Here is a 17004-nt window from a genome sequence, read left to right as displayed (position 1 = left end):
TTGCCGGTTCAGACGCTTCCACCCTTCCATCGTGCCGCAGATCTCCGGATTCGGCAAGATATTGCCGGAATAGGATGTTCCAGGGGAAGCGGGGCCGGCCAAGGCCCGACCCGGCAGGATCCTGCCGCCCGGCGTCGGCGGCTTCCGGAAGGTGACCACCCGCGGACGCGCCACCAAAACGGCGGACAGCGACCCTGCGAGCCCCGCCACGATGATCGAATTCGCCGGCATCTGGCGGGACATGCCCAAGATCGTCTATTCGCGGACGCTGGAAAGCGCGGGCTGGAATACCACGGTGGCGCGCGGCGTCCTCGTCGAGGAGCTCATGTGGCTCAAGGAACAGCCTGGCGGTGACCTATGCCTTGGCGGCGCCGATCTCGCCGCGGAGTTCCGGCGGCTCGGGCTGGTCGACGAATACCGGGTCTATGTCCATCCTGTACTGATCGGGCGCGGCAAGCCCCTATTTCAAGAGGCGGAGTTCCAGCCCCTCGACGCCATGGAGAACCTCAGCCTGGAAGAGACGCGCGCGGTCGGAAACGGAGTCGTGCTGCGGTGTGCCCGCGAGGACGGACAGGGAACTTCTTAAGCCTTTCTTAAAGGCCGCACGGGAGGGTTGAAGCAGGCGCCGGACAGCGCCCTTGCCCCGACCCGGAGGACTCCATGCCTGGACCCGCCCCTGTTGACCGCGTTGCAGTACCCCATGACCCCGCCGGCGCACGCCCGGCTGCCGGCCCGCAGTTCCGGGCCATCCCGCAGGCCCGTCACTGGCTGCTGCTGGGTATTCTGCTGTCCGCGGCGGTCCTTGCGCTGGGCCTGACGGCCAAGCTGGTCCCCGGTGGCAGCGTGGCCGAGCTGGGCGTGGACCAGGATCTCAGCCAGCACCATGCCGCGCTGCTGACCGCCGTGGCGATGGCCCTGAACGTCGTGTTCGGCCCGGCGGCCGGCGTCGTCCTCGTTGCCGCCGTCGCGCTCTATCTCTGGGTGGTCCGCCGCTCCCTGGTGAAGGCCGTCGCGTTCGGCCTCGTCGCCTGCTCCGGCTGGGTGGCCAGTGAGTTCTTCAAGCTCATCATCGCCCGCCAGCGGCCCAACCCGGCCCTGCTGTTCGATCCGCTCGCCCCGGAAACGGGCTCCAACAGCTTCCCCAGCGGGCACGTTTCCTTCGCGGTCGCGCTGGGATTCGCGCTGTACTTCCTGGCCCGCGGAACCCGCTGGGCCAAGGTGACAGCCGTCGCCGCGGCGGTGCTGGCCCTCGTGGTCGCCTGGTCGCGGCTGTATATCGGGGTCCATTACCCCACCGACGTGGCAGCCTCGTTCCTCGCGGCGAGCGCAGCGGTTGTGCTGCTGGCCGGGCTGTGGAACCGGTTCGCTCCGCGTATCCTGGACCGCCTGCCGGCCGCAGCATCCGTTCGGTCCACGCAGCCTTCCCGATCACCCCGTCCCTAAGGAAGTGACCATGCACGGCATTTACGCTTCAGGGCTTGGCCCGGTCCTCTCGGCCGCGGCCGGAACCCCCTCGCTCCTTGACCCGGCGAGCCTGCTCGAGGGTCTCGGCCCGGCGGCGCTCGGCGTCATCTCACTTATGGTGTTCATCGAATCCGGCGTCCTCTTCCCCTTCCTGCCCGGGGATTCACTGCTCTTCACCGCAGGCCTCCTGCATCAGCAGCTGCAACTGACGCTGCCGGTGCTGATCGGCGTCGTCACCGCCGCTGCCGTGGCCGGCGACCAGGTCGGTTACATGATCGGACGGACGTACGGCCGCCGATGGTTCAAGGACGACGCGCGGATCCTGAAGACAGCGCACCTGACCACCACCGAGGACTTCTTCCGCCGCCACGGCGGGGCCGCCGTCGTGCTGGCACGTTTTGTGCCCATGGTCCGGACGTTCGCACCCCTGAGCGCCGGCATCGCCCGCTACGGGTACAAATCCTTCACGCTCTGGAACATCACCGGGGCGCTGGCCTGGGGCTCATCCGTGACCCTGCTCGGGACATGGCTGGGACACTATGAGGTCATCGCCAAGAACATCGACGTCATCGCCGTGGTCATGGTCCTCGTCTCCGTCCTGCCGTGGGGCGTCCAGCTCCTCAAACGCCGCCGCCAGAACCGCGGCCCCGCGGCCGGACCCGCGGCTGACCGTGGTGACGACACGGCGGGCGGACTGCCGGCGGAAGGTATGGCGCGGGAGAATAACTGACATGACAACCGCTGACGGCCGGCCGTCCCTGCTGCTGGTGGAGGACGACGTCGTCCTGGGACCGCTCATCGCCGAACTGCTGGAACCGGACTACCTGATCCGGCTGGCCACCAACGGCCAGGACGGACTGCACCTGGCGCTGACCCAGGTCTGGGATGTTATGGTGGTCGACCGCGGCTTGCCCCTGATGGACGGCATCGCCCTGATCAACGCGCTGAGGTCCAAGGGGGTTTCGACGCCGATCCTGATCCTCACGGCCCTCGGCGCTACGGATGAAAAGGTCAGGGGCCTGGACGCGGGCGCCAATGACTACATGAGTAAACCGTTCGACGCCGACGAGCTCGCGGCACGCCTGCGCGCCCTGACGCGCAGCTACACGCCGGCCGCCGCGCCCGTGAGCATCGGCGACTGGGAACTCGATCCGGCGTCGCGCTCTGTGCGCTCGGTCTACGGGCCGCTGGTCTCCCTCACCGCAAAGGAAGCCGAGCTGCTGGGAGCCCTGGCCGCCGAACCCGGCCGGGTTTTCACCCGGGAAGAATTGCTCAACAAACATTTCCAGGCCGCCGACCAGCCCGGCGTGATCGACACCTACGTCCACCACCTCCGAAGGAAGATTTCCAAGGCCGTGGTCCGCACGGTCCACGGCGTCGGCTACCAGATCGGCGACGCCCATGAATAGCAGGCCTCCGTTGGCCGGCGAACCGGACCAGGACACCCTCCGCCGGGCCTCGCTCAAGGTCGCTTTGCGGATCAGCGCCGCCTGTGCGGTGCTGGTCCTTTGCCTCCTCGCCGCGGCGACCGTCTATCTGATGAACAAGCTGGCGCACCCGGATCTGCCCGGCTCCGCGGCGGCCGGGAAGGCTTACACCTATCTCGATTCCAAGGACCTGATTGAGGCGATGATCATCGCCGGGGTGGCGGGCATTGTGCTGGCCGGCGTCGTCGGGTGGCTCAGTGCGCGCAGCGCCATCCGGCCGCTGGGGGAAGCACTGGCCCTGCAGCGGCGGTTCGTCCAGGACGCCAGCCATGAACTGCGCACGCCCCTGGCCATCTTGGACGCGCGCATTCAGCTCGCCCAGCGCGACGCCGTGCCGGACTCCAAACCGGGCCAGGCCCTGGGCAGGATCCGGGAAGATGCGGCCACCCTGACCGGGATCGTCAACGAACTTCTGCTGGCCGCGACCGGCGCCGCGCCGGACCGTTCCACGGAACCGGTGGAGCTGGCCGACGTCGCCGGGTCCGTCACCGAGAGCCTGCAGGAACTGTCGTCACGGCATGACATCCGTCTCGCCTTCTCCGACGGCGGCCGGCCGCTGGCCCGGATCGACCGGAACTCGCTGCGGCGGGCTGTGCTCGCCCTGGCGGACAATGCCCTGGCCCACACGCCGTCCGGCGGGAGCGTCACTATCAGCACCGGGGTGGAGCGGAACCATGCGGTTATCAGCGTGGCGGACACCGGGCCCGGAATCACGGGCGTGGACCAGGCCCGGATCTTTGACCGCTTCGTCCGGACCCCCAGCCCGGATGGAACCCGCGGGCAGCGAAGCTTCGGCATCGGACTGGCGCTGGTCCGCGAGATCGCCACGGCCGCCGGCGGCACCGTCGAGGTGGCCCGGACCGGGCCGCAGGGTACAACCATGAAGCTCACGCTTCCGCTCGCGGGGCGCTAAGAGCGGGGCTTCAGGGGCTTCAGGGGCAGAGTGGCTTCGGGTGCGGAGCTTGCCCGGTCCACACGAAAAGGCCGGTGATCAGCCGCCCCCAAGGCAGCTGATCACCGGCCCCTCCACACGCCGTTCAGTCAACGTGTCAGCCGTGCGTAGGCTTAGGCACGGACGAAGGTCACGCCGCCGGTGGCCGTCAGCCAGGACAGCGGGTGGACGATGGTGGAGTTTACGCCGTTCATACCGCCGCTGATGACCTGGCCGTTGCCGGCGTAGATGCCCACGTGGCCGGACTGGACCACCATGTCGCCCGGCTCGGGCGTTGCCACGACGGTGCCGTAGTTCAGGAACTGCATGGGGCCAAGGTCCCCGACCGGCTTGCCGGCGGCGCCGAGGGCTTTCTCGACCATGGCAGTGCAGTCCTGCGTGATGCCCAGCTGGCCGTAGGCGGCGGCGAGCATGGCGGCGTTGAGGCCGCCGGCTGCCGGAGCGGCGGCGGCCGCCGGGGCTGCCTTGACCTGCACCGTGGCCTTCGGAGCCGTGGGTGCCTGCGCCGCGGCGGCGGGGGCAGCTGCCGCGGCGGGGGCGGGCTGTGCGATCACCGGAGCCGCCGTCGAGCTGACGGCCGGGCGTTCGAAGCTGATCCGGACGCTTGAGTCCGCGATGAGCGGCGCGCCGACCTGGCCCTTGACGTCAACGGACGACGCCGGCACGGAGTTGCGTTCCGCGGGTGCTTCTGCGGCGTTGGCGGCCATGGCCCCGCTGAGGACCAGGCCGGAGGCTGCGGCGATGACGGCGGCGTGGCGGCCGATGGTGCCTGCCTTGCCGGTGATTGCGGATGAACGTGCCGAGCGCCGCGTGGTGTGCGTGGCAGTGCTGCTGTGCGAATTGACGGTGTCTGAAGACATGGCTGTAGCCTCTCCCAATGCCTGCGAGGTGAGCTGTCGGATTCGGATGGGAGGCACCCGGCCGCACTCAGGCCCGCGGCTGCAGGCTGTGCGGCTTCACCCCAAGACCTGTATGACAGCAGGTCAAAAGTGGTTTCCCCGTCTCTGCCGGACGTTTGCTGCGAGATGCCCCGAGGCCGCGGCAGAGTTAGGCAATCGGCTGGGGAGTGCCCGTATCGGAGACAACAGGCACTTAACAACCGTACGGGCGCAGCGGCCAAATGTCACATTAAGGTAACGGCCATGGGGTGGAATCCATGGGGATCCCGGGGGAATCGGGCCCGATTCCGTGGGCCGCCGGGGGCCCGGGCATAGGATGATGCCATCAGCGATCCCGAAGCGGAGGCCCGAAATGACCAGCCACTGTGTCGCCATCTGCCAACTGAGTGATCAGCCGCAGGACGACTTCGACGTCAACACCGAGCTGTTGATCCTGGAGGGGAAAGAAGTCCATGTCCTGACCTGGGATGCCGAACCCCGGGATGGCGGCTTTGACGCCCACGTCCTCAATGACAGGGTGGACGCCCTCGGGTTCATGGTGGTCACCGACTGGGAGTTCCTGGACGGCAAGGCCTACGCGGTGGTGGAGCGCCGGCCCCAAGACTAGGCCCATGATTTACGGAGCCGCGGAAAGAAAGCGTTTGCCGGGTGACCGCACTAGGCTCAGTCCATGGCCAAAGACTCCAAGAGAAGCGATGACACGGCATCAGTGATCTGGCTCCCCGAGCCGGAGGAACATGACTACCCGGCTGCGGAGAGCTACCTCGCACTCCTGACCGATGGTGCCGGTGCCGCCGCGATCGTGCAGTCACTGCGCAATGCCCCGGTGACGCATCAGCTCGCGAAAGACATCCTGCGCGCCTCGGGGCTGCCGCTCCTGAGGCCGGACAACCCGCACGTCGCCGCGGATCTGGCCAAGATCGCCGCCGGCAGGAAGCTTTCGCCGGTACTGCTGGTCCGCGGAATTCTCCAAGCCGGCATCCCGGCCCAGATCGCCGACGGGTACCACCGGGTCTGCGCTTCCTACCTGACAGACGAGAACACGCCCATTCCGGTGAAACTGGCAGATATGGGAACCCGGGGTGCTGCCGGGCCGGGCGTGCGGTGACGTTCCTGTCCCTGGCGCTGATCGCCGTCGTCGCCCTCGCGGGACCCCTGCTGGCGCTGCCGGTGCGCTGGAGACTTCCGGTGGTCCTGGGTGAGTTGCTGGCAGGCATCGTGATCGGACGGACGGGGCTTTCGCTGGTCGACGCCGGCGATCCCACCTTCAGTCTGCTGGCAAACATTGGCTTTGCCCTGATGATGTTCGTCGCCGGAACCCATGTGCCGGTCCGGGATCCGCAGATCCGCTCCGCACTCGGGAAGGGCTTCGGCCAGGCCGCCGCCGCCGGGTTCGCCGCCGCCGTCGTTGGAACCGGGATGGGCCTGGCCTTCGGGACCGGGCACGCCCCTTTGTATGTGGTGCTGCTCGCGTCCTCGTCCGCGGCCATGGTCCTGCCGATTGTCGATTCCCTGCGCCTGGGCGGCCCGAAGGTGGTGGCCATGACCGCGCAGGTGGCCATCGCCGATGTCGCCTGCATAGTCGCGCTGCCGCTGGCCCTGGATCCGCCGAACGCGGGCCGCGCCGCACTCGGGGCGCTCGCGGTGGGTGCGTGCGCCATTGCGATCTTTTTCGTCCTTCGCTCGCTGGAGCGCAGCGGCGCCCGCCGGCGCATGCATCGGCTCTCGGAAAACCGCAAGTTTGCCCTGGAGTTGCGGATCCAGCTGGTTCTGCTGTTCGCGCTGGCCGGGGTGGCCAATTTCGGCCATGTCTCAGTGATGCTGGCTGGATTCTCGTTCGGGCTGGTGGTGGCCGCGGTCGGCGAACCGAGACGGCTGGCCCGCCAGCTTTTCGCCGTCAGCGATGGTTTCCTGGGACCGATCTTCCTTGTCTGGCTGGGCGCCTCCCTGAACCTGCGCGACCTGGCCGGCCACCCGGACATGATCGTGTTGGGCCTGTCCCTGGGACTTGGCACGGTCCTGATCCACTCCGGACTAAGGGCGTTTGGGCTCCCGCTGCCGCTGGGAGTCCTCTCGGCTGCGCAGCTTGGCGTACCGGTCGCAGCGGCAAGCATTGGCACCCAGCTGCACGTCCTGCTCCCCGGAGAGAACGCCGCCCTGCTGCTGGGAGCTCTCATCACGATTGCCGCGAGCGCCATGGCAGGATCCCGTGCAGCGAAGTCATTCGCGCAGCCGGTGGCCGCCGGTAGCGGTAAACCCTGAACTTTGCGTCGTGCTCCCGTGGGGCACACATCGGCGTCAGACGTCAGCGGACGCGAACCTAAGTTCGGGCCGCGTCCTCGCCAGCTCAGCTAGCACCCGCGAGATCGCTTCCCGGACCACCGGGCCATCGGGTCCCTGTCCCGGCGGATCCGCGAGTACGGCCCTGGCATGCCGGACGAAGCCGTCCCAATCCCCCGCTCCCGCCCCCAGTGCCCGTAGCGGGGAGAGCAGCGCGGCACGGCGCAACCAGGCGTCGGGCTCCCGCACCCACCGGTCCAGCACACTGTCGGCGCGCACCCTGCCCAGCACATCCAGTCCCTCGACCAGGGGACCGATCACGTCGACGGCGAGCGGATCCACCAGCCCGCGCAGTCGGGCGCTTCTGACGAAGCCCTCGATCCGGGTCAGATCCAGGTTGCCCAGCACCGTGAGCCTGGACTGCAACAGGACAATCGCCGCGAGCCGGCGCTCGAACACGGGCACCTCCCACAATTCGGAACTAAGCGCCGTGATGTCATCATGGGCCATCCCGGTATGACGGCGGAGGGCATCACGGACCGTTCCCCGGACCGCACCCACGGAGGCGCCGTAGAACCGCAGCTCGCGTCCGTCCAGCCCGCTTCCCAACCGGGCCCGCGCCGCGGCAGCACGGTGCCAGTCGCCCTCGCGCTGAAGGGAGGAATCGATGAAATCGCCGGCGTCACTCACCTCACCATTCTTTCCCCTCCGGGCCGGATCACGAACCGGCGGCTCCATGTCAGCCAGGCACTGTCAGTCGTCCCCGTGCGATGCTTTCCGTGGAGTGCGCCGGATCTCCGTCATAGGGCTCGTTGGATATGTCCACAACGGGGTACTGGGCCAAATCCAGTCCGCTCGGGATGACAAAGACTCCGGGGTCATTGCCCAGGACTCCCAGACTGACCATCTTGGACAAGTCGGCGGAGCCCACCCAGACCTCGCGGAAACCGGAGACATTCTCATCAGGCAAGCGGATGACGAGCTGACGCGTGCCATTCGGGAGCCTCTGCACCACTGCGTCCCCGCTTGCGGCGTGGGCTGCCAGGGGTTTTAGCGGCGTCTCGGCCAGGACCACTGCCGACGGCGTGGGGACCGCGACCGGTGGTTCAGCGCGGCCAAAGATGCTGGCCGCAGTCCAGGCGCCGGCTGCGCCCAACACTATTCCCGCAGCAACTCCTGTGATCCACAGGCCGCGGCGTGCCCAGGGCTGCCTCCTGCCGGAAGGCAAGGGAACCGGAGGTGCAGATGACGAAAGGGGCAACGACGTCGGCGCTTCCGCGGGGTTCACCGATGGCTCACCGAAATCGCGAGCGTCGCGGGCACGTGCCGCGGATTGTCCCAAAGGATCCCCTGCCAAAGATGGCGACAGCCCGAGTGCCTGATGGATAGCGTGCCAATTGTGGCTCCCCGGTTCCATAAGTTCGACGCCTGCGGGGTCGGCGGTAGCAACCAGGACAGTGCGCCGCAGTGCGGCGAGCGTTTCTCCGCATTCGCGGCAGCTCGCGAGGTGGATGGCGGCGGATTCGTTCCCGAGCTGCTCGCCAAGGGCAAGGAGGCTGATAAGTTCGGCGTCAAGGTGTTCCATGTTCCACCTCCAGACGGGTCCGTAATCGGCTTAGGCTGCGCCTGATGTGGCTCTTGACGGTGCCGAGCGGAAGGTCCAGGCGTGAGGAAATCTGGTCATGGGTCAAGTCCTCATAGAACGCCAACCGCATTATCGCCGTCTGTGGATCCCCTAGCCGCTCCAACTCCTCTTCCAAAGTTATGCGGTCCGCCACAGCCTCCACGTCCTTGGCACTCGGATTGGTGGTCGGGTCGCTGACAAGGTGCACGGCTGCCTGTTCAAGATCGCGCTGGCGGGAACGGGACGACAACGCATCCGAAATAGCGTTTCGCGTGATCCCGATCAGCCACGCCGGCAGTCGTGCGGCCTCCGGCCGATAACTCGCCCGCGATTTCCAAGCCCGGATGAACACCTCCTGCGTAACGTCGTCAGCGGCCGCCCGCTCGCCCAGGGACCTTAGCGCCAGAGTGTAGACGAGGGGACTCATCTTCCGGTATGCCTCCGCCAGGGCCCGCTCCTCGCCGTCGGCGAACGCATGATCGATACCCACGTCCCAACCGTGCGCGGCGGCCTCCATCGGATGCTCCTTAGAGCGGCATCGAGCCCTGTGGATCCACATTATTCCGCGCTCGGCGTCGTGGGGCAATGGTGGATCGACGGCGGAGACGTCCGGTGGGGCCGCGCCGAACGCGACCCCACCGGTTGGCGAAGGCAACATGTCACGCCTGAGGCGAACGCACGTTAGCCGTTGTGCCCCTTGTGTCCGCCGGAGTTGGAGTCCACCACCTGCACAGCGACACCCAGATTGTTGTCAGCAAGGCTGCCCCAGGCATAGACGATCGTGTTCTTCCCTGCTGCGACGGTGACGTCGGCCGGGCCGATCAGCGGAGCGGTGGTTCCCGCGGCAGCGACCGAAGCGGACACAGTCCCGGCCTTGAGGGTGAGCGTCTTTTGGTGGGGATTGGTCAGGCCCTTGATAACCGCGGTTCCGCCGGCCAGGACGTCGACGGCCGGTGCGGCGGCAACGTGGCGGACGGTCAGCCTGCCCTTCCCGTCGGGGCTGGCGCAGGTGTTGTTCGTGAAGAGGGTGGCGGTGGGAGTTCCGTCAGCGGCCAGGTGTGCCACTGCCGTGTAATTCCGCCCTGCTTCCAGGTCCACTGTCACGGGACCGATCACCGGGTTGTCCGCGCTCCTGGCATCGGCTCCGGTGATCGCGATCTTGTGGTCTCCGTCGGGGACAGTCAACGGCCCTGCCAGTGTTCCCGGCGTGAAGTTGTCCAAGGTCAGTTTGCCATCCACCCAGACATCCACCGTGAGGCCTGGTACGCCATGCAGTACGGACAGTTCTGCCGTCTCCTTGCCATCGCGTCCGTCGCTGGCCTGGGCGGGACCGGCGACGGCGAGCCCGGCCAGAAGCGTCATTGCTCCGGCGACTGCAGAGATTTTTTTGCGCATTTCAAACTCCTCGTGGAGGCCCAGCATACGGGCGGTGCTTTTGCTTACACCCTTACTACCGGCCGAAGGCCCTGCGCGGATGCAGTCCGCCCGAACTTTCCACCTGCATGGACTGGAAGCATCTTGTCCCCGGGCCGAGGCGGTCTTCGCAACCTGGCATTTCGACGTCGCCTGGCCGGGCGACCCGCTTATGGCACAAAACTGGCGCAGGCAGGTGTCGTTCCCGTGTCAGTAGCTGGGCCGGCCGTCACCGCCCACAATCGTGCCGCCGGCAATGGTGCCATCCACAACGGTGCCGTAGCGGTCGGCCAGGTTTTCACTGCCCCTCGCCAGCAGGGCCACATCGGCACCGACCAGGATGAAGTCCACGCCGGCATCGAGATAGCGGCGCGCCGTAGCTTCGGCAAATGCATTCACCCCCGCAGGTTTGCCGAGTCCGGTGATCGTGCGGATGCAGTGTTCGACGGCGGCAACGACCTCCGGATGGTCCTGCTCGCCCAGATGCCCCATGGACGCGGCGAGGTCGGAGGGGCCGATGAAGACCCCGTCGACGCCTTCGACGGCGGCGATGGCTGCCACGTTTTCGACCGCGGTGACCGTTTCGATCTGCACCAGCACCGTGACCGTCCCAGCAGCACGCCCCAGGTAGCCTTCAATCCGGTTCCAGCGCGAGGCACGTGCCAGCGCGCTCCCGACGCCGCGGATCCCGTGCGGCGGATACCTGACGGCCCGCACGACGGCGGCAGCCTGCTCCGCGGTGTCGACCATGGGGATCAGCAGGTTCTGCACGCCAAGGTCGAGGTACTGCTTGAGCAGTACGGCGTCAGCGACCGGCGGGCGGACGACAGCGTGGATCGGATAGCCATGGACCGCCTGCAGCTGGGCGAGGATCGATTCGAGCCCGTTGGGGCTGTGTTCGGCATCGATGAGGAGCCAGTCCAGCCCGGAGCCCGCACAGATTTCGGCTACCAGGGGGCTGCCCGAGCAGACCCACATTCCGGCCTGGGGGCGGCTGGCCCCGGCCAGCCGCGCCGCGAAGGTTTCCCCCGGTTCTACTCGAATCGGCATGTGATGGTTCCCAACTGTCCGTAGTCTGCGTACACCGAATCGCCCTTGTAGACCCACATGGGGCGGGTGAACGATCCGGCCAGGATGATTTCGCCGGCACCGAGGGTGGTGCCGTGGGCGGCGAGTTTGTTCGCCAGCCAGTGGACACCGGCCGCGGGGTGGTTGAGCACACCGGCGGCCACCCCCGTTTCCTCAATGACCTGGTTGCGGTACAGCAGCGCCGCAACCCAGCGCAGGTCGATGTCCCGCGGCTTCACGGGGTTCCCGCCGATCACCATGGCCCCCATGGCCGCGTTGTCGGAGATGGTGTCCACGATGGTCCGGCCCTCCATCTCGATCCGGGAATCCAGGATCTCCAGCGCCGGAACGACGTAGTCGGTGGCGTCGAGGACGTCGAAGATGCTGCAGTTCGGCCCGGACAGCGGTTTCCCCAGCACGAACGCCAGTTCCACCTCGACCCGCGGATGCGTGTAGTCATCCCATTGCAGGGTGGCACCGTTTTCCAGCACCATGTCATCGAGAATCACGCCGTAGTCCGGTTCAGTGATGCCGGTGGCGGCCTGCATGGCTTTGGAGGTCAGCCCGATCTTGCGGCCCACCAGGGTCCGCCCCGATTCCTGCAGGCGGTCGCTCCAGAGGTTCTGGACGGCGTAGGAGTCCTGTACCGTCATCTCCGGGTAGCGGGCGGTCAGCCGCGGGATCGGGGTACGGGTCCTTCGGGCCTCCAGCAGTTCGTCGGCTATGGCGGCAACAGCCTTTTGATCGAGCACTAGAGCTGGGCTCCGAGTTTGAAGCCTTGGGCGGCGCTTTCGGCGTCTTTGCGGGTGTAGGAGAACCCGTCGGCACCCACGGTGACCGCCATTTCGGAAGCGTCAGTGCGCTGGATGACGGGCTGGGGGTTCCCGTCGAGGTCCAGGACCAGGGAGGCCTCGGTGTACCAACTGGGGACCACGGGGTTGCCCCACCAGTCGCGGCGCTGGTTGTCGTGCACGTCCCAGGTGATGGTCGGGTTGTCCGGGTCGCCGGTGTAGTAGTCCTGGGTGTAGATCTCGATGCGGTGGCCGTCCGGGTCAAGGATGTACAGGTAGAAGGCGTTGGAGACGCCGTGCCGGCCGGGGCCGCGTTCGATCCGGTCGCTGATGCGCAGGGCGCCCATTTTGTCGCAGATCTGGATGATGTTGTGCTTCTCGTGCGTGGCGAAGGCGACGTGGTGCATGCGCGGGCCGTTGCCGCCGGTCAGCGCGGTGTCGTGCACGGTCTGCTTGCGGTGCATCCAGACGGCGTACGAGACGCCGTCGGAGTCCTGGATGTCCTCGGAGACGCGGAAGCCGAGGTCTTCGAGGTACTTCCGGCCGCGCGGGACGTCCGGGGTGACCTGGTTGAAGTGGTCGAGCCGGACCAGTTCGCCGGCGGAGTAGAGGTCGTAGCGCTGGGTGAGGCGTTCGACGTGCTCCACGTCGTAGAAAAATTCGTAAGGGAAGCCCAGCGGGTCCTCGACCCGGACGGAGTCGCCGATGCCCTTGGTGAAGCCGTCCTTGCGGCGCTCGGTGCGGCAGCCCAGTTCCTTGTAATAGGCCTCGGCGGCGTCCACCTCGGCCGGGGACTTCACCCGGTAGGCGAAGGCCGCGACGGCGGCGATGGGGCCCTTGCGCAGGACCAGGTTGTGGTGGATGAACTCCTCGAGGGAGCGCAGGTAGATATTGTTCTCGTCTTCCTCGGTGACGTGCAGTCCGAGGAGGTCCACGTAGAATTCGCGGGACTTGGCGAGGTCGGTGACCACGATCTCCATGTAGGCGCAGCGGACGATGTCCGGTGCCGGGACGGAGGGCTTGGGGATGACGTTGTTCATGGTCTTCTCTCTTCGTTGAGGAGGGTTCTGGGGTGGAAGGTACGACGACGGCGGGCCGGCGGGGGCGGCAGCGCCGCCTAGGCGCCGGATGTGGGCGTGTGGCCGAACTTGGGAGTATGGACGCTGCCGAGGGTGATGTGCACGGCCTGCTGGTCGGTGTAGAAGTCGATCGAGCGGTAGCCGCCCTCATGTCCCAGCCCGGAGGACTTGACGCCGCCGAAGGGGGTGCGGAGGTCACGCACGTTGTGGGAATTCAGCCACACCATCCCGGCTTCCATGCTCTGCGCGAAGGTATGTGCCCGGGTGAGGTTCTGGGTCCAGATATAGGCGGCCAGCCCGTACTTGACGCCGTTGGCCAGCTCCAGCGCTTCCGAGTCGGAATCGAAGGGGGTGATCGCGACGACGGGGCCGAAGATTTCCTCCTGGAAGATCCGGGCATCGGGGGCGACGTCGGCAAACACCGTGGGGGCGACGTAGTTCCCTTCCGGGAGTCCTTCCGGCCGTCCGCCGCCGGCCAGCAGCCGGCCCTCGGTCTTGCCGATCTCGACGTAGTTCATGACCTTTTTGTAGTGCTCCGGGTGGACCAGGGCACCGACCTCGGTCTTCGGATCGTGGGGGTCGCCCACCACGATATTCCTGGCCCGGGCGGCGTACTTGTCGCAGAACTCTTCGTAGATGCCGCGCTCCACCAGGATCCGTGAGCCGGCGGTGCAGCGCTCGCCGTTGAGGGAGAAGACTCCGAACAGGGCGGAGTCGATGGCGGCGTCGAGGTCGGCGTCGGCGAAGACCACGCACGGGGACTTGCCGCCGAGCTCCATGGACAGGCCTTTGAGGTTTTCCGCGGCGTTGCGGAAGATCGTCTGGCCGGTGGTGGTCTCGCCGGTGAAGGAGATCAGCGGGACGTCCGGGTGCTTGACCAGGGCGTCGCCGGCTTCTTCACCGAGGCCGTTGACGAGGTTGAAGACGCCAGCCGGGACGCCGGCGGCGGTGAAGATATCCGCCCACAGCGAGGCGGACAGCGGCGTGAACTCGGCGGGCTTGAGGACCACGGTGTTGCCGGTCGCCAGCGCCGGGGCGAGCTTCCAGGACTCCAGCATAAACGGGGTGTTCCACGGCGTGATCAGGCCGGCAACGCCGATCGGCTTGCGGTTCACGTAGTTGATCTGCGCACCGGGGACCTTCATGGCGTCGTCGAACTGCGCCACGATCAGGTCGGCAAAGAAGCGGAAGTTCTCGGCCGCGCGGAGCGCCTGGCCCTTGGCCTGGGTGATCGGCAGGCCGGTGTCGAAGGTCTCCATCTCGGCGAGCCGGTGTTCCTGCGCCTCGACGGCGTCGGCGATCCTATTCAGGATCCGGGCGCGTTCCCGCGGCTTCATTCCCGGCCAGGGGCCGGAGGTGAAGGCCTTCCGGGCCGCCTGGACCGCGGCGTCGATGTCCTCTTTCTGTCCTGCCGCCGCCGTCGCATAGGTGACGTTGGTGACCGGGTCCAGGACCTCGAACGTGGCTCCGTTGATGGAGTCGACGAATTCGCCGTTGATGAAGTGCCGGATGTGGGTGGGCAGGTTGTCAGGCAGGTAGTGTTCGGCCATGGTGGACCATTCCTTTTCCGTGGATTCGGGTGTGTTTAGAGTGCCGACGGCGGTTGGTGGGTTTGCGCCAGGAAGGCGTTCAGCGTGTTGGTGCGGTGGGCCCGGGCCGCCATTTCGATCTCGTGTGCGGTTCCGCCGGCCTCGATGAGGTCAAGCAGCCCGGCATGCTCCGCTACCGACTGGTGGGCCCGTCCGGGGACGTAGTTGAAGGTGGAGGTCCGCATCGCGCCCAGCCGGTTCCAGCCGCGGTGGACCAGGTCGAGGATGTGCGGATTGGGGCAGCGGCCGTAGAGGATCGCGTGGAACTCGGTGTTCAGCCGGGTGAACCGGGCAGGTTCGAAATCCGCCAGGCACCCGCGCAGTTCCTCGTTCAGCGCCCGGGCACGGGCGATGTCCTCGCCATCGATCAGCGGGGCCGCGAGCGCGGTGGCCGCCCCCTCGATGATGCTCAGGGTCTGCATGGTGTGCAGGTAGAGCGTGGGATCAACGCCGGCAACCGTGGCACCTACGTTCCGTTCGAAGGTCACCAGCCCTTCGGCTTCAAGCCGCCGGATGGCTTCACGGACCGGAACCACGCTGACCCCGATATCCCGGGCAATCGTGCTGAGCACCAGGCGATAGCCCGGGCCAAGCTCTCCGCCGGTGATGCGCTCCTTGAGCCGCCGGTAGGCCTGCTCGGACTTGGAGCCTTCGGGGCCGGCAGCTTCGAGTGTGCTGACGCTGGTCATGGCCGGCCTAGCGGTTCCGGCTGGCGGCACGCCATTGGGTGTACTTTTCCTGCCACTGCGCATTCATCGGATAGAGACCGTCCACGCTGTTGCCCTGCCTGACCATTTCGAAGATGAACTCCTCCTCCTGCTCCTGGGCGATGCAGTCCTCAACCAGTTCCGCGGCGATAGCCGGCGGAATGACGAGGATGCCGTCCGCGTCGGCGACGATGATGTCGCCCGGCTGGACAGTGGCTCCGCCGCAGGCAATGGTGATGTCCGTGTCCCACGGGATGTGCCGGCGTCCCAGGACCGCCGGATGCGGGTTGGCGAAGTAGGTCACCATGTCCAGGCCGGCGACGGCGGTAAAGTCCCGCACTCCCCCGTCGGTAATGACGGCGGCCGCTCCGCGGACCTGGGCACGGAGCGCCAGGATGTCGCCGATGGTGCCCGTTCCTTTTTCGCCGCGGGCTTCCATCACGAGGATGTCCCCCTCGTTGACCGAGTCGATGGCGCGTTTCTGGGCGTTGAATCCTCCGCCGTGGCTCTTGAAGAGGTCTTCCCGGTTGGGTACATACCGCAGGGTCCGTGCCAGCCCGACGACCCGCCGCTCCGGACGGGTGGACTGCAGCCCGTCAATGCTGACGTTGTTCAGGCCCCGCTTGCGCAGCTGGGAGGACAGGGTGGCGGTGGCTACGGACTCCAGCTTGGCCTTCAGCTCCGGCGTCAGGACCGGGGCCTCCGGCAGCAGCCCTGCCGCCGCCGCGGAGCCGAAGGCTTCCACCCGGTCCTGGTCGGTGATCCTGGGCTTGGAACCGTAGTCGGCAAAGGATCCCCGTCCCTGGACCACGGTCGTCGTGAGCCTGCCGCTGCTCAGCGGCGCGCCGCCGTCGTGCGCCAGCGTCTCGACCTCGACTTCCATGACGTCGCCCGGCACCGCCACCGAAGAGCCGGCCGGAGTGCCCGTGAGGATCACGTCGCCGGGTTCGAGGGTCATGAGCTGCGAAAGGTCGGCGATGATCTGCGCGAACGGAAAAAGGAGTGACTCCGTGGTGTCGTTTTGCACCAGTTCGCCGTTGACCCAGGTCCGGATCCTCAAGGCACCCGGATCAACCCTGTCCGCGGGGATCAGGTCCGGACCGAGGGGTGTGAAACCGTCGCCGCTCTTTGACCGGATGTTCGACCCCTTGTCCGCGTATTTGAGGTCGTAGACGCCGAGGTCATTGGCGGCCGTGACGGCGCCCACATGGCTCCACGCATCCTCGAGGCCGACGCGCCGGGCCGTCCGTCCGATGATCAGCGCTATCTCGCCTTCGAAGGCGAGCAGTTCGGTCCCGGCGGGGCGTTCCACGGCCGAGCCCGACAGGCTCAGGGACGAGGATGCCTTCATGAAATAGGACGGCTCCTTCGGGACCCGTCCGCGCTGGGCCGCCCTGGACGGGTAGGAGAGGTGGACGGCCAGGACCTTGCGGGCCTGCTGCAGGGTCGCCGCGTCGACGGCGCGAAGCGCCGCTTCCGGGGTGCTGATATGTTCGGTCAAGACCATCTCCAGATCGTGTATAACATCGTATACGATCAATCATGGCTGGTGATCCGGGCCACGTCAAGGGCAGGTGGTATTTCGGATCCCGGGCCCCACCCGTCCTGGTCTCCTGAGTGCCGGGAGGTGCCTTTCTGCCCGGTCCGTCCC

General features: G+C 67.1%; 19 protein-coding genes and 1 riboswitch. Of the genes, 8 read left to right on the top strand and 11 right to left on the bottom strand.

The genetic code is table 11. The features are described from left to right. The first annotated feature begins 151 nt into the window (after positions 1-151). The 5 genes from E5206_RS11380 (at position 152) to E5206_RS11360 (ending at position 3864) form a co-directional block, all read left to right on the top strand. On the top strand, positions 152-586 hold the full coding sequence (locus E5206_RS11380) for a dihydrofolate reductase family protein (RefSeq protein ID WP_240689663.1): 435 nt from the start codon (positions 152-154) through the stop codon (positions 584-586). A 74-nt stretch (positions 587-660) separates the two neighbouring features. Continuing rightward, a complete protein-coding gene (locus E5206_RS11375; RefSeq protein WP_168709326.1) occupies positions 661-1443 on the top strand; it encodes a phosphatase PAP2 family protein in 783 nt (260 codons plus the stop codon). Positions 1444-1453: 10 nt separating this feature from the next. Then, on the top strand, positions 1454-2194 hold the full coding sequence (locus E5206_RS11370) for a VTT domain-containing protein (protein ID WP_136322570.1): 741 nt from the start codon (positions 1454-1456) through the stop codon (positions 2192-2194). A gap of 1 nt (position 2195) precedes the next feature. Beyond that, positions 2196-2873 carry a response regulator transcription factor gene (locus tag E5206_RS11365; protein ID WP_136322569.1) on the top strand — a complete coding sequence of 226 codons (678 nt, stop codon included), beginning with the start codon at positions 2196-2198 and terminating at the stop codon, positions 2871-2873. Further along, the gene (locus E5206_RS11360; protein ID WP_136322568.1) at positions 2866-3864 is read left to right on the top strand and encodes a HAMP domain-containing sensor histidine kinase; all 999 of its coding nucleotides are present in this window, start codon (positions 2866-2868) and stop codon (positions 3862-3864) included. The genes E5206_RS11365 and E5206_RS11360 overlap by 8 nt, the downstream gene beginning before the upstream one ends. 152 nt (positions 3865-4016) lie before the next feature. Here E5206_RS11360 and E5206_RS11355 read toward each other — a convergent pair whose 3' ends face one another. After that, positions 4017-4763: a hypothetical protein gene (locus E5206_RS11355; protein WP_240689661.1), complete on the bottom strand. Its 747-nt coding sequence runs from the start codon at positions 4761-4763 to the stop codon at positions 4017-4019. Between the two features lie 4 nt (positions 4764-4767). Next, a riboswitch (cyclic di-AMP (ydaO/yuaA leader) is annotated at positions 4768-4964 on the bottom strand. Positions 4965-5154: 190 nt separating this feature from the next. On the opposite strand from E5206_RS11355, the gene E5206_RS11350 reads away from it, so the two are divergent. The 3 genes from E5206_RS11350 (at position 5155) to E5206_RS11340 (ending at position 7064) form a co-directional block, all read left to right on the top strand. Next, complete coding sequence (locus E5206_RS11350) at positions 5155-5409, top strand: hypothetical protein (RefSeq protein ID WP_136322567.1); 255 nt, start codon at positions 5155-5157, stop codon at positions 5407-5409. 63 nt (positions 5410-5472) lie between these two features. Beyond that, positions 5473-5910, top strand: coding sequence for a hypothetical protein (locus E5206_RS11345; protein ID WP_136322566.1), 438 nt, complete (start codon positions 5473-5475; stop codon positions 5908-5910). After that, positions 5907-7064, top strand: a complete 1158-nt coding sequence (locus E5206_RS11340) for a cation:proton antiporter (RefSeq protein WP_136322565.1) — start codon at positions 5907-5909, stop codon at positions 7062-7064. The genes E5206_RS11345 and E5206_RS11340 overlap by 4 nt, the downstream gene beginning before the upstream one ends. Positions 7065-7100: 36 nt before the next feature. Here E5206_RS11340 and E5206_RS11335 read toward each other — a convergent pair whose 3' ends face one another. The 10 genes from E5206_RS11335 to E5206_RS11290 form a co-directional block, all read right to left on the bottom strand. Beyond that, positions 7101-7772: a DNA alkylation repair protein gene (locus E5206_RS11335; protein WP_136322564.1), complete on the bottom strand. Its 672-nt coding sequence runs from the start codon at positions 7770-7772 to the stop codon at positions 7101-7103. A gap of 49 nt (positions 7773-7821) precedes the next feature. Beyond that, positions 7822-8241 (bottom strand): hypothetical protein, encoded by a 420-nt coding sequence (locus tag E5206_RS19835; RefSeq protein WP_346763445.1) that lies wholly within the window; start codon positions 8239-8241, stop codon positions 7822-7824. Positions 8242-8653: 412 nt separating this feature from the next. Next, positions 8654-9223 (bottom strand): sigma-70 family RNA polymerase sigma factor, encoded by a 570-nt coding sequence (locus E5206_RS11325; protein ID WP_136322562.1) that lies wholly within the window; start codon positions 9221-9223, stop codon positions 8654-8656. Between the two features lie 164 nt (positions 9224-9387). After that, on the bottom strand, positions 9388-10101 hold the full coding sequence (locus E5206_RS11320) for a DUF4397 domain-containing protein (protein WP_136322561.1): 714 nt from the start codon (positions 10099-10101) through the stop codon (positions 9388-9390). A 228-nt stretch (positions 10102-10329) separates the two neighbouring features. After that, entirely contained in the window at positions 10330-11169 is an 840-nt protein-coding gene (locus E5206_RS11315) for an HpcH/HpaI aldolase/citrate lyase family protein (RefSeq protein ID WP_205759905.1), read from the bottom strand. Beyond that, a complete protein-coding gene (gene hpaH / locus E5206_RS11310) occupies positions 11154-11939 on the bottom strand; it encodes a 2-oxo-hept-4-ene-1,7-dioate hydratase (protein WP_136322560.1) in 786 nt (261 codons plus the stop codon). The genes E5206_RS11315 and hpaH overlap by 16 nt, the downstream gene beginning before the upstream one ends. Beyond that, entirely contained in the window at positions 11939-13018 is a 1080-nt protein-coding gene (gene hpaD, locus E5206_RS11305; protein ID WP_136322559.1) for a 3,4-dihydroxyphenylacetate 2,3-dioxygenase, read from the bottom strand. The genes hpaH and hpaD overlap by 1 nt, the downstream gene beginning before the upstream one ends. 77 nt (positions 13019-13095) lie before the next feature. Next, positions 13096-14607, bottom strand: coding sequence for a 5-carboxymethyl-2-hydroxymuconate semialdehyde dehydrogenase (gene hpaE / locus E5206_RS11300; protein ID WP_136322558.1), 1512 nt, complete (start codon positions 14605-14607; stop codon positions 13096-13098). 35 nt (positions 14608-14642) lie between these two features. After that, positions 14643-15335 carry a GntR family transcriptional regulator gene (locus E5206_RS11295; protein ID WP_136322557.1) on the bottom strand — a complete coding sequence of 231 codons (693 nt, stop codon included), beginning with the start codon at positions 15333-15335 and terminating at the stop codon, positions 14643-14645. A gap of 7 nt (positions 15336-15342) precedes the next feature. Continuing rightward, positions 15343-16860: a fumarylacetoacetate hydrolase family protein gene (locus tag E5206_RS11290; RefSeq protein ID WP_136322556.1), complete on the bottom strand. Its 1518-nt coding sequence runs from the start codon at positions 16858-16860 to the stop codon at positions 15343-15345. Positions 16861-17004: the final 144 nt, after the last annotated feature.

Source organism: Arthrobacter sp. PAMC25564 (assembly GCF_004798705.1).
Taxonomy (GTDB): Bacteria; Actinomycetota; Actinomycetes; order Actinomycetales; family Micrococcaceae; genus Arthrobacter.
This window is presented reverse-complemented; position numbering and strand designations above follow the sequence as displayed.

Bases quoted from the DNA above. Each gene is read 5' to 3' on its own strand.
- E5206_RS11375 (WP_168709326.1), top strand. From the start codon at position 661: ATGCCTGGACCCGCCCCTGTTGACCGCGTTGCAGTACCCCATGACCCC.
- E5206_RS11370 (WP_136322570.1), top strand. From the start codon at position 1,454: ATGCACGGCATTTACGCTTCAGGGCTTGGCCCGGTCCTCTCGGCCGCG.
- E5206_RS11365 (WP_136322569.1), top strand. From the start codon at position 2,196: ATGACAACCGCTGACGGCCGGCCGTCCCTGCTGCTGGTGGAGGACGAC.
- E5206_RS11360 (WP_136322568.1), top strand. From the start codon at position 2,866: ATGAATAGCAGGCCTCCGTTGGCCGGCGAACCGGACCAGGACACCCTC.
- E5206_RS11355 (WP_240689661.1), bottom strand. From the start codon at position 4,763: ATGTCTTCAGACACCGTCAATTCGCACAGCAGCACTGCCACGCACACC.
- E5206_RS11350 (WP_136322567.1), top strand. From the start codon at position 5,155: ATGACCAGCCACTGTGTCGCCATCTGCCAACTGAGTGATCAGCCGCAG.
- E5206_RS11345 (WP_136322566.1), top strand. From the start codon at position 5,473: ATGGCCAAAGACTCCAAGAGAAGCGATGACACGGCATCAGTGATCTGG.
- E5206_RS11325 (WP_136322562.1), bottom strand. From the start codon at position 9,223: ATGGAGGCCGCCGCGCACGGTTGGGACGTGGGTATCGATCATGCGTTC.
- E5206_RS11320 (WP_136322561.1), bottom strand. From the start codon at position 10,101: ATGCGCAAAAAAATCTCTGCAGTCGCCGGAGCAATGACGCTTCTGGCC.
- E5206_RS11315 (WP_205759905.1), bottom strand. From the start codon at position 11,169: ATGCCGATTCGAGTAGAACCGGGGGAAACCTTCGCGGCGCGGCTGGCC.
- hpaD (WP_136322559.1), bottom strand. From the start codon at position 13,018: ATGAACAACGTCATCCCCAAGCCCTCCGTCCCGGCACCGGACATCGTC.
- hpaE (WP_136322558.1), bottom strand. From the start codon at position 14,607: ATGGCCGAACACTACCTGCCTGACAACCTGCCCACCCACATCCGGCAC.
- E5206_RS11295 (WP_136322557.1), bottom strand. From the start codon at position 15,335: ATGACCAGCGTCAGCACACTCGAAGCTGCCGGCCCCGAAGGCTCCAAG.
- E5206_RS11290 (WP_136322556.1), bottom strand. From the start codon at position 16,860: ATGGTCTTGACCGAACATATCAGCACCCCGGAAGCGGCGCTTCGCGCC.